Raw genomic sequence first — 12,962 nt, 5'->3', positions numbered from 1 at the left:
ACACCAAGGGCGGACTGCTTGAAGTCGGCGGCTATCTCGCCAACAGCCCGCACAGCATCGGCGAGTGGGCGGCACTGGGCGGCACTATCACGCTGGCGGCGCCGGAAGTCGTCGCGCAGCAGGGCGCGCGCTTCGACATCTCTGGCGGATCGGTCAGTTATGACGGCGGCAAAATCTTTTCCAGCAAGCTGATCGGCACCGATGGTCGCCTCTACAGCTTCGATAACGCGCCGGCCGACATGAAGTTCGTCGCTGCCGCCGGCGGCTTTGTGCGCACGCACAACATCCAGGGCAAGGTCGCCGACGCGCTCACCGAGGTCTGGACCAGCATATTCGATCGCTCATCGTCCTGGCGTTACGAGGCGGGCTATACCGTTGGCCGCGATGCCGGGCGTCTCAATCTGTCGACGCCAACGGCGGTGTTCGAGGCCGACATCATCGCCGATATCATCGCTGGTGAACGGCAGAATTCCGCGCGCACTGCCAATGTCGCCGATGGCTACAAGCAGGTACAGAACGCTGCACCGCTGCAGGGCACGCTGGGACTCGGGCGTTACGGCGTTGTCGTCGGCGGTGGCGGTCTGAACGCATCGGACGTCCGCTTCGGCGATGTAGCCTTCATCACCGCAGGCCTCTCCGCAACCGATGTGTTGCCGTCCGCACGCACCGGCACCGCCTGGTTCGATGCCGCCTACATCAACGCCCAGCATCTCGGCGGGCTCGATATCGCGACCGCCGACACGATCACCATCGATCGTGCAGTCACGCTGGCCGATGGCGGCAGGATCAATCTCAATGCAGCGGTGGTGGACATCAAGGCAGATGTCACCGCGCGCGGCGGTTCGCTCACCGTGGACAATTATTTCAAGGGCGGCGGCGATCGCGGCGCCGCGCAAGTGCTGCTCAAGGACGGCACGTCGTCGATCATTTTGCATGACAACGCAATGCTTGACCTGCGCGGTGTCTGGGTGAATGCGCTGCTGAATCCGGCCGACAATCCCAAGCAGGCCTTCATCAATGGTGGCTCGGTGAACCTGCGATCAACCCATGATGTGACGCTGAAGACCGGCAGCACCATCGACGTGTCGTCGGGCGGCGCCATCCTCGTCACCGGCAAGACCAGAGGCGGCCGCGGTGGCGATGTAACCCTGATCGCCGAAGATAAGACTAGCGTCCTCAAGCTCGATGGCAATATCAGAGGCTACGGCGTCAATGGCGGCGGCACGCTCAGGGTCGAAACCGGCACCGCTATCGGGATCGGCGGCAAACTGCTTGCCACTGACGGCGTGCTCGGTGCGGGCGAGAAGGCGCCGACCGATCTCGTGCTGCTGCAGAATTATGAGATCAAGGCCGGCAGCGTGTTGCCGGTTGACTACAGTTACGTCAGCACGATTGCGTTGCCTGGTGAGACGATCGGGACGAGTAACACGTCGATCAGTAATGTGGCGCTCGCCGCCAATTGGATTCCGCCGCGCCCCCCGGTCGGCAGTATCGGGTATATAATCGATACCAACATCGGATCGTTCGGGATCGGGCCAAACGGGGAACTGCCTGTCATCCCGGCCGGGACCATAATAACCAATATTCCAGACCGCGCATTCCCGTCATCCTATGTGGTGCCAGGCAATGTATTCCCGAACGGCCTCCCGATCTTGGACAAGACCCTCACGATCGCGGCGGGTGGTGTGTCGCCAGTGGATTTTACAGTCGTATCCGGAACACGCCTCGCGGCCGGGACAACCTTCAAATCCGCGGTAGCCGTCGGTCCGACCACGACAATCAATTCCTCGCTGATACAGTCTGGCTTCTCCAGCTATGACATCAATGGTGGTCTCGGTATTGTCGTGGCCAGCGGCGTCAGGCTCGACGTCACGATGCCGGTCTACCGTTTCACGGACGCAACCTTCACAACCGCCACTGGTGCGGATCTTGCGCACGCGCTGAGCGCATGGACGCCGCCGGAGTGGATGGCAGACGCCGCCAATAACCGCCTGATTCAACGTGGCGGCGCGAGCCTGATCTTGCGCTCCACGATCGGTGAAGCCGGGGCGATGTCGGGGGCTGGTGCGATCGACATTCGGGCGGGTGCGGCGATCAAGGTCGATGCCGGCCGGTCGATCAGCCTGCAAGGAACCGATTTCACGATCGATGGCACACTGACCGCGCCCTCCGGCGTCATCACCTTGACGGGAAGCGACGCTACCGTAAACAAAGCAGGCCTCATCTGGATCGGCAATCACGCCGTGCTCGATGTTGCTGCGCACGCCATAACGGCGACGAACGCGCGTGGCCAGACCTACGGCGTTGTTAGCAAGGGCGGCTCGATCCTGATCGGCGGGGGTATGGATTGGGAGGAGAAGGGCGAATCCAATGCGGCGCCGCATGCCTTTGTCGTGATCCGGCCGGGCGCTCTGCTCGATGCTTCGGGTGCGAGTGCCGTGCTCGATATTCCCGTCTCCGGTCTTGGGAAGAACAGTACGCCGCTCAATGTCGCCAGCGATGGCGGCAACATCGTCGTCAAATCCAGTGTTGGTTTGTATCTCGATGGTGCGATGCGTGCGGCAGCAGGCGGCGCGAATGCAGCCGGCGGGACCCTGGCAATAGCGCTTGAGGCGCCCAATTATCCGACCTTGACGACATTCGGTGATGTGTTGCGTCATCGTGAGTTCATCATCGGCAACATCCAGGGCGACAGTTCCATCGCCAATACCGCGTCGATGGCGGAGGCGAAGGTCGGCCTTATCACCGGCACCGCACGGCTCGGCGCTGATCGTATTGCGCAAGGCGGGTTCGACAATCTCTCGCTGCTGGTTGATGGCGCACTTTCCTTCGATGGAACCGTCACGCTTGCGATGAAGCAGAGCCTGCGTCTTTACACCGGTACCTTTGGGCTCAATGAGCACGCGGGCGCGAATTCGATAGTATCGCTGTCGGCGCCTTACGTGCGGCTGGCAGGCGTTACCCGCATCAGACGGGACCATCACACCTTGCCTGTTGTGAGATGGGACGGAGGCTTTGGCGTTCCGACGCAACAGGCAAGCGATGCCGTGTTCGCGATCGCCGCAGATCTGATTGATCTTCGCGACCGCCTCTCTTTCGGTGTGCGCCAGGATATCGACACCAAGACCTCGTTCTACACCGTGGATCTTCGCGGCTTCGCGCTGCTCGATCTCACCAGCCGGGGCGATATCCGTGTGCTCAGCAACACCATATTCGCGACGCCGGGCGACATCACGCTGACCGCCGCGCAGATCTACCCCGCGAGTGGGGCGGGTGGGTCGATTACCGCCGGCTATACCCAAAGCGGAAACTACGGCAGCGGCAGCGTGCTCAACATTCGCCGATATGGCGATACGGTCCCCGACGTGCCGTATTCGGCTTTCGGGTCGCTCTCTCTTAGTGCGGAAACCATCAATCAGGGCGGCGTGGTGCGCGCGCCGCTGGGTCAGTTATATCTTGGTGCGATGCGCCAGGAGAAAGCCGATGCGATCAATCTTCTGCCGGGCAGCATCACCTCGGTGAGCGGCGCCGGGCTGTTGATGCCTTATGGCGGCACCGTGGATGGGCTCGTCTACCGTTATGACGGGACCGCGATCGTGCTGGATGGCGCAGGCGGCATGCTCAACAATGGCCCCAGACGCGGTATTCAACTTGCAACCACCCATCTGAACGCCGAGGACGGGTCAGTTCTCGACCTGTCGGGCGGTGGTGAACTGGCTGGCGCGGGCTTCGTATCGGGTCGTGGCGGCTCGGTCGATATCCTGACCACGCCATTCGTCAATTCAAATCCGGGTTATAGTTTCAGCAGCAAAGGCAATTCGGTCTACGCGATCGTGCCGAGCCGCGCGGGGTATGCTCCGGTGGTGCAGGAGACGGGTTACGGCGCGCCGCTCATCGGTCAACAGATTACCATTTCCGATGGTGTGCCGGGATTGCCGGCCGGCGCCTATATGCTGATGCCGTCGAGCTACGCACTGCTGCCGGGCGCATTCCGCGTCGAATTGGGCAAAAGCGCCAATTCTGTCATGACCGGGGCGGTTGCGGCGGGGAATGGCTCTTACGTCGCGCAAGCTTATCTCGGCGTCGCCAACACCGCGGTCCGTGCGTCACTGCCCAACCAGGTCATTATCACCTCGGCAAACACGGTTCGCGGCCACTCGTCCTATAACGAGATGAGCTATAACGCCTTTGTGCAAGCGGATGCGGCGCGCATCGGCGTGCCGCGTGCGATGCTGACAGTTGATGCCAAGGCGCTCGACATCCTGCTGGCAAAGCCTCGGGTCGCCGATGGCCGTTCGCAATTGCGCTTCGATGGTGATTTGCGCATGAAGCCTGCCGCCGGCAGCGATGGTTTCGGCGGCAACGTCAGTGTCCGCGGGCTTGGCGAAATCCTTGGCTCAGGACAAAGCGCCGATCCCGGCATTCAATTCTACGCATCCGTTTATGCCGATGAACTCAGCAAGCTAGACGCGCCGCGTCTGGTGCTCAATGGCACAGTAAGCGTGGGCTACGGCCAGACCGGTCGCTTTGCGACCATTGGTGGCGACGGCAATCTCATCGTGCGCAGCGGTGCCCGCATTGCGGCAGCGGAAGTGATCCTGGCCGGCAAAGGGATCACGATCGAGGAAGGCGCATCGATCAGCACGGCCGGACGTGGCCGCGCCAGCTACGATTCAAGCGACGGCTTCGTCTTCATCGCTGAAAGTGGCGTTCTGGCGCTGTCCAACGGCTGGATCAATCTGCTGCAATCATCGACGGTCGGCTCGGCAACTGAGGCCAACATCACGGTCGGCGGTTGCGTCACTGTGGACTGCAATCGCTCCACGACGCTGGTTTCTGAGGGAACAATCGCGGTTTCGACGTCGGGCGCGTTCACCATCGCCAACAACGTGTCCTATGGCACGCGCAATCTGGTGCTGGGCCTGTCGGCGATCAATCTGGGCGAGGATGCAAGTCTGGCAGCAGCGGCGGCCTCCGGCCATCTGCCCTCAGGTCTGGCGCTCAATCAGGGCCTGCTGGCCCAACTTCTCGCAGGCAATACCGCAATCGGCGCGCCGGCGCTCGAAACATTGGTGCTCAATGCGCGCGATGCGGTGAACATTTTCGGCAGCGTCAATCTCGATGCGTCGAAGGTGGAGCGGCTCGTGCTGGGAACGCCGGCGATCTACGGCTATGGCGCGGCTGGGGACATTGCGACGATCCGCGCGAACGAGTTGATCTGGACGGGTTCAGCGGCGGCGCCGGGTGCGACGATGGCCGGCATCCTCGGCGATGGCAAGCTCGACATCGCGGCGCGGCGTGTCGTGTTCGGCTCCGCTCCCAATTCCCGGCCAAGCAGCACCATCGTCGATAACCGTCTCGCGCTTGGCTTTGCCAATGTCAGCGTCTCCGCCAGCGAGCGGATCACCTCGAACGGCAAGAGCACGCTCGGCGTATATCACGCGCAGGGCGCTTACGCCCCCTCGACCGGCTATCAGTACACCGGCGGCAATCTGACGGTCACGACGCCGTTGTTCACCGGCGATTCCGGTTCGGTCAACACGATCACGGCAGGGGGCGATGTCCTCGTGGCCGGTGCGGGCAGTACGGATGCGCCCAAGGTCGATGCGCTCGGCGCTCAGCTCAAGCTGGCGGGGGCCAATATCACGGTCGATACCAATGTCGTGCTGCCTTCGGGCAAGCTGGTTCTGGCGGCGACGGGCGATATCGCGCTTGGCAATGGCTCACGCATTGATCTGTCGGGGCGCGCGGTGCAGATGTTCGACGTCACCAAATATAGCTGGGGCGGCGATCTGGTGTTGACCAGCGAGGCGGGCGACATCCGCCAAGCTGCAGGATCGGTGATTGACCTCAGCGCGCAACATAATCGCGGCGGTACAATTGCCGTGACGGCGCTTGGCGCAAGCGCCGGCCATGTCGATCTTGGCGGCGCGATCCAGGGCGGTGCAACCGGTCAATACGACGCCGGTGGCACGATGGTGCCCTATGATGCAGCCGAACTCATCGTGCGGGCGCAAACGCTTGCCGACTTCGCGGGACTGAATACACGTCTCAACACTGGCGCCGTGTTCGGTGCGCGCAAATTCCAGATCAAGCAGGGCAGCCTTGTCATCGGCGACGAGGTCAAGGCGCGCAATGTCGAGATATCGCTGGATGGCGGCGATCTGATCGTTAACGGCATGATCGATGCCAGCGGTTATCAGGTCGGCGCGATCCGGTTGGCGGCGATGGGCAACCTCACCATCAACGGCATACTCGATGCGCATGGCACGGGCATGCGCTTTGACAGCTATGGCAAGATTATCGACGCACCGAACCGCGCCGTCGTTGATTTGACGACGCGCGCCGGAACGTTGACCCTGGCGGGCAATGCGGCGATTGACCTGCGTGCTGGCACTGGCGTCGCGCTTGGCAGCGGACGTGGCCAGAACGACGGCGTAACGCGCGGTACGCTCAATCTCAACGCGCCGCGCCTTGGCGGCACCGGCGTTCCTGCTGGCACAAGAGGCGTGGATGGCGCTAACGATGTCGCTATCAATGTGCTAGGCACGCCCGCAATCCATGGCGCGGAGACCATCGCGGTCAATGCGTTCCGCATTTATGACGACGCGCCGTTGGCCGGCGCACCGGATGTGTCGGGGCACAAGCCGCAGGAGATTACGCAAGCCTATCTCGACGATCTCGATGACGACAGCAGCGCCTTTTACAATGCAGCGCTTGGCAATGCGTCCTTGAGCAACCGGCTGGCCGGGCTTGGCAACTATCGCCTGCGTCCCGGCGTCGAGGTGGTTAGCAAGATCAGCGCCGACAATCCGAACGGCGATATCACGGTGGCGGGCGACCTCGACCTGTCCGGCTATCGCTACGGGCCGAACGCCAACCGGCTCGATCCGGCGCTACGCGGCTTTGGTGAACCCGGCGTGCTGGCGATCCGTGCGGCGGGTGATCTCAATATCCACGGCTCGATCAATGACGGCTTCGCGCCGCCGGCTGCTACGCCAGACGATGACGGCTGGGTGCTGGTGGAAGGGTCTGCTGATACTTTTGGCGGCGATGTCGTGGTGCCGCTTGATGGTGTGGTGCTCGATATCGGCACGCGTTTTCCGACCGGATCGACCCTCAACTACGACGTATCCGTGGCGGCGATGACGTTGCCGGCGGGCACTGTGCTGCCCGTGGACGCGGTGCTGACCGGCACGTTGACGCTGTCGGCGGGAACGGTCGTGGCCGCGAACATTTACAACGCCGATGGCTCGGTAGCTTATGTGGCCGGCGCAGTGTTGTCGTCCGCCGTAACATTGGGGGCCGATATGCGGCTCGGCTCGGGCACCATTTTGCGCGCGCCAGTGACTGTGGCGGCGCTGATCTGGCCCAAGGGCGTTGCCATGCCGGGTGAGATGAGCCTCACTGCTCCGATCCAGCTCGCGCGCGGATCGCTGATTCCCTCGATGACCTGGATCCAACTGCCAGGTGACCAGCCGGTCAATTTGCGCCCGGTCGTGGACGGGGTGCAGGGTCGCAACTGGGCGGTCGCGCCAATGCTGGGCGCAGGCGCGAAATCATGGGATCTGCAATTGGTGGCCGGCGCCGACCTCGGCTCGGGAGACCGGCGCGCGCTGAACCCTGCTTCCACAGGTGCCATCAAGCTGGCAGACACGCACGCTCTCAAAGGGTTCACCATCGGGAGCAGCACCACCGCGGTTTGGCTGCCGGACAACTGGTTGGGTGCCGAGCCGGGTACACCCGTATCGCCCGGAGACATGTGGCTCTGCGCTGAACCCGACATGTGCATCATCACGCCGGGCGAGCCCATGGTCACCGGCAGCAATCTTGTTGCGCCGGCTTTCAGCGTGTTGCGAACCGGCACAGGTGATCTGGCGATGCTCGCAGCTGGCGACATCCGCATGAATTCGCTCTACGGCGTCTACACTGCTGGCATGGCGACGACCGTCGATGCCTCCTACGATCGCGCGCGCGGACTAATAGCCGACGGCACGTTGACCGGCGCGCTACCATCGACAACAATCGATTATGGCAGCAGCCTGGCAACTTATCGCGCCTGGTATCCCGACCATGGCGGCAATGTCCTGATTGCCGCCGGCGGTGATCTCGTCGGCGACATCGCGGGCCAATCTTCGCGGCAGACCCCGTCGAGTGTCATCACTGGCAACTGGCTGTGGCGGCAAGGAATAGGCACCGCTGCTGTCGATGCGGCAATTCCGACCGCATGGTGGATCAATTTCGGCACCTATGCGGCCAACACATCGAAAAATGACACTCGTGCTCCCGATCTGCTCGGCTTCACCGGCATAGGTGCGCTGGGTGGAGGCAATGTTGCGATCCGCGTCGGCGGTAAGGCCGGAACGATCGCGCTTCGTGGCCAACAGAGCATGAGTGGGCAGCATCGAAGCCAGGGACTGGTCGTTGCGGTCGGCAGCACCGGTCGCGTCGGCGCCGATGGATCGCTGGCACTCACCGGCGGCGGCGACATTGATATGCGCATCGCTGGTGCGCTCAATCCGAACCTGGCGCTCACCGACGGCACTGAAAAACACGCGCTTCCGGGGGCCTTGGTGAATCTCCGCGGCGCCTTGCATGTGGCTGCGGAATCGATCGGCGGCCTCAAACTCATCTATCGCTCGGGGGGCGGATTGAACGACGCCTTCGATCCGCGCGGCATAGATCCGTTTACCGCCACGTCTTCGGATGCACGGTCCGGCATCACGCTGGTGCCGGGCGATTCGGCGGTCTATCTCGAAACCTTAGGCGATCTCGTGCTGGGGGGTGCCGGCGATCCGGGCCGCTCGGAGTCGCCAAACCGATCTGCCTTCTCCGTGGGCGGAACAAATTATGCAGGTGGCGGACAGAGCTGGTTCAGCCTCTGGACCGATCACACCGCGATCAACCTGCTCTCAGCCGGCGGCAATCTCACGCCCACGACCTCGTCGTCGGAAAATCCCTATCGGAACAGCGACCAAAGCGTGGCGGATGGATCGTTCCTTTACCCATCGATCCTGCGTGCGGCGGCATTGGGCGGCAACATGTATTACGGGGTCAACGCCTTGTCCTACATGCGGAGCCTCCCCGATTTCGTGCCCGCTTTCGTCACGCTTGCGCCGTCCGCCCATGGCTCGCTGGAGATGCTGGCTCGGGACTCAATCTATGGCGGACAATATTCTTTCAGCATGTCCGGATCGGGCGCGCCTTTGCCGACGCCTTTCAATCCCGCCTTCATGGGAAGAGAACCGGACACCATGGGAGTCCTCGACCTCCCGCCCCTCAGGGTCACCAACACATTGCTCGGTACGGCACCCTTGGCACTGTTTGCCTTCGGTCCAAACACCGCCGCGCTCGACATCGGGCGAGCCCCGGATGCGGATCCGATCCGCTTCTATGCGCGCGAAGGCGACGTCGTTGGTCTGCGCACGGGCGAGACGCTGACATTCGGCAACGGCGTATCTAGGTGGTATAACGCGGCTGCGCCCGTGATGGTGCGCGCGGGCCGCGATATCGTGGGTGCTGGTCTGGCACCCGGCGTAACAACGGGGAATGGCCTGCTGGGGGGGACGTCGCGCGGCAACCTGATCGTGCACAGCAACCCGAACGACGTGTCGATCGTCTCCGCGGGTCGCGACATCGTCTACGCCAATTTCGATGTTGCAGGCCCCGGCGCGCTCGAAGTCTCGGCGGGCCGCAACCTGTATCAGGCCGACAAGGGCTCGATCGCGAGCATCGGCCCGATCGCGATCGGCGATACGCGTCCCGGTGCAAGCATCCTGATGCAGGCCGGCGTCGGCGCATCGGGTCCGGATTATGCCAAGCTCGCGTCGCTCTATCTCGATCCGATGAAGCTCGCTGATCCGAAAATCCCGCTCGCCGATCAGAACGGCAAGGTTGCCAAGACCTATGAGACGGAGCTCGTGACCTGGCTCAAGGATCGTCATGGTTTTGCGGGCTCCGACACGGAAGCGCGGGCGTATTTCGACACGCTAGCGCCGGAGCAGCAGCGCATCTTCCTGCGTGAAGTGTACTTCGCCGAACTCACTGCGGGCGGCCGCGAATACAATGATGCCAACGGGCCTCGTTACCGCAGCTATCTGCGTGGCCGCGAAGCGATCGCAGCACTATTCCCGGATGCGGCAGTCTATAGTGGTGATATCACGATGTTCGGCGGTTCCGGTGTTCGCACGATATCGGGTGGCAACATCCAGATGTTCGCGCCGGGTGGCCGAACCATCATTGGCGTCGAAGGGCAGGTACCTCCAGCTTCGTCGGGCCTGATCACGCAAGGCTCCGGCAACATCCAGCTTTATTCGAAGGGCAGCATTCTGCTCGGTCTGTCGCGTATCATGACTACCTTCGGCGGCAACGTTCTCGCATGGTCGGCCGAAGGCGACATCAATGCCGGCCGTGGCTCCAAGACCACGGTGATCTACACACCTCCGAAACGTACTTACGACAATTACGGCCGCGCAGTGCTGTCACCGCAGGTGCCGTCCTCAGGCGCCGGTATCGCGACCTTGAATCCGATTGCGGAGGTCGTTCCCGGCGATATCGACCTGATCGCGCCGCTCGGCACCATCGACGCCGGCGAAGCGGGCATCCGTGTCTCCGGCAACGTCAATCTGGCGGCGCTCCAGATCCTCTATGCTGCAAATATACAGGTGCAAGGCACGTCGTCGGGCATCCCGACCGTGCAGGCGCCGAGTATTAGCGCCGCTCTGTCGACGTCGAATGCGGCGGCGGCGACGCAGCAGGCGGTGGCGCCGCCGCAAGGCGGCAACGCGCAGCCATCCGTGATCATCGTCGAGGTGCTTGGCTATGGCGGCGGCGACGATGGCGAACAACCAGCAAGGAAGCGCGAGCGAGACGAAAAGCAGACTTACAATGAGGCTGCACCTGTTCGGATTGTTGGATATGGACCGATCAATTCATCGGATACCAAATATCTCACGGCAGAAGAGAAGCGAGCGTTAGTCCAGTAGCAGCGTGACGTGGTCGCGGCTCGCAATGCAAACCAGGCCATCTGCGCGACGAGCGAAGCTCTCTCGCCGCAATTCGGCAGGCCGACACTGGCTCCGCGGACCATACGACCGTTCCTGGCACAAAGCAGACATTGTGTCGGTCTCGAATGAAAGCCTGGATCTCCGATACGAATCTAGGGAGCCCCGCCACGCTAGTGGCCCCCTAGTGGCCCTGATTGTTGGAAACCCTCGCAATCAACGCTCAAGCCATTGATCCTCTTTGTTTGGTTTTGCCCACGCAATTGATTGGCGACCAGTTGTTCCTGCTCTGAACCCGGCATTATTGGTCCCGGAAAGTGCGACATCGGCAGCGCAGAAGGGTCGGTCAGAGTAAATTGCGAACGACGTGCAAATGACAGGGTCCCCCCCCCCTTTTTTGCGCGAGAATGCAAAAGTAGTAAACGTGGGGCTGGGTTCAGAGAACTGGGGCGGATTAGGTACCTAGGGGTCCGTCTGGCCCGCTATGCACGGTCCAAGGCCCGGCAATGTGCCGGACAAATTCTCACGCGCCTTCAGGCATAGGGGCGGCGAAGGAACGGGATCACTTGCCTGAAACCCGTCTTTCCCTTCGAGAGTTGGAATCAAGATCATGTTCCTACCCCGTCAGCTAGGTCGGGCAGCCTTTAACCTCTCAGCCGTTGCCATCTAGAAACACGTGCATCAGACATTACGCGGCCTCTGGCGCCCCAGTGGCAGGCACATGCGAAGTCGTCAACAACGTTGGGCAATCAGGGTCTCTTCGGCAGTTCGCTAGTGTGTGGGCAACCGAGCGTTCGATCAGTAGCCATTGTTTGTCAGACGACGATGCAGAGCGTCGACTTCGTCCATACGCGAGCTATTCCGAAGAAAGTCGCATCCCTTGACGATATCGAAATCCGGCAGGCCCTTGTGTAGCTCGGCAACTTGTCGATTCACCTCGGCGGAAGCACGAGCCATTTCAGTTTCCGACAGTTTGAGCCGCCTCGCTTCCTGCTGAGAGAGACGCAGCTGCGCTACCCGGAAAGTGTTGAAATAGCCCTCACTTCGGAGACGGCAAATGCCGGCGTGATATGCAGTTTCGAAACTGATTTGAAACCTAACCATTGTTTCGATGTAAGCACGCGCCGCCGGAGATCCATTCACGCCACCAACTTTCAGGATCGGCATTGTTTGGCTTGGGGTCGTGCCCGCTGCTGCCGCTAAGATGTTCTCGCACTGCGCGTCATTAGGCGCTAATGCGCTGGGTTGCTGAGCAAGGTTTGCCCCAAGACAACGTAAGACGCCAACCCTCTCAGGGTCTTTCGTGGCGTCTTCAAGCTGACGCTTGGCGCGACCAACTTCGTTATGGTTTACGGTCGGATCGGAGGACGTAGCATCAACTGGCCTTCCTGCCGAGATGGCTAGGCCCAGAACGAAGATCACTGAAATCAAAGCAACGAATTTTCGCACAGCATTTGCCCCGTATTCACCTGGTGATCGGGGAGTTGAGAAGCCTCGGTTAGGAGAGCCGCATACGCCTTTAGGCTTTCGCCCTGAACATGCGCATATGCCTCCCCGACCATATGGTCGAGGAGTGCTTTGACGGCGCACTTGGGCCGCCTAACCGAAGGGGTTCTCACGCCCCGGGCAGCCTTCGGGCCGCCCAACGCCACATTAGCTTGCCCGGCCGCCGAATGCCAGTCGGTAACCTGTTGGGCATATCGCCACCGGTCGACTCGAGCGATCCTAGCGCTTTCCATACAGCCCCCTTAGGCGCCACAACGCTTATTAAGGGCAGCTAGCCTTCGAGTCGCATCGCTTGGGTATCGGCTGGATTGTGCGGTCGGTGGATCTGAACTTATCCTCGATCGTCTGACGGCTCTGCCGTGCCACCAGCGTTTCACTGAACGGTCGGGTGCATCAGGATCGTTCCACCGCATGGACTGCCGGCGCTGTTGATATACGCGGGGTTTGACGGTC

At 61.8% G+C, this 12,962-nt stretch carries 2 protein-coding genes; one reads left to right on the top strand and one right to left on the bottom strand.

Annotation, left to right across the window (positions count from 1 at the left end; all coding sequences use genetic code 11):
* A partial coding sequence (locus A4A58_RS11080) for a filamentous haemagglutinin family protein (RefSeq protein ID WP_068731872.1) occupies nt 1–10,985 on the top strand: 10,985 nt, incomplete at its 5' end.
* An 816-nt stretch (nt 10,986–11,801) separates the two neighbouring features.
* On the opposite strand, the gene A4A58_RS11075 is transcribed toward A4A58_RS11080, so the two are convergent.
* On the bottom strand, nt 11,802–12,452 hold the full coding sequence (locus A4A58_RS11075; protein ID WP_139069833.1) for a hypothetical protein: 651 nt from the start codon (nt 12,450–12,452) through the stop codon (nt 11,802–11,804).
* Nucleotides 12,453–12,962 lie beyond the last annotated feature (510 nt).

The organism is Tardiphaga robiniae, assembly GCF_001618955.1.
Classification (GTDB): Bacteria; Pseudomonadota; Alphaproteobacteria; order Rhizobiales; family Xanthobacteraceae; genus Tardiphaga; species Tardiphaga robiniae_A.
Note: the sequence above shows the minus strand (reverse complement) of the source record. Positions and strands in the feature narration are given on the sequence as shown.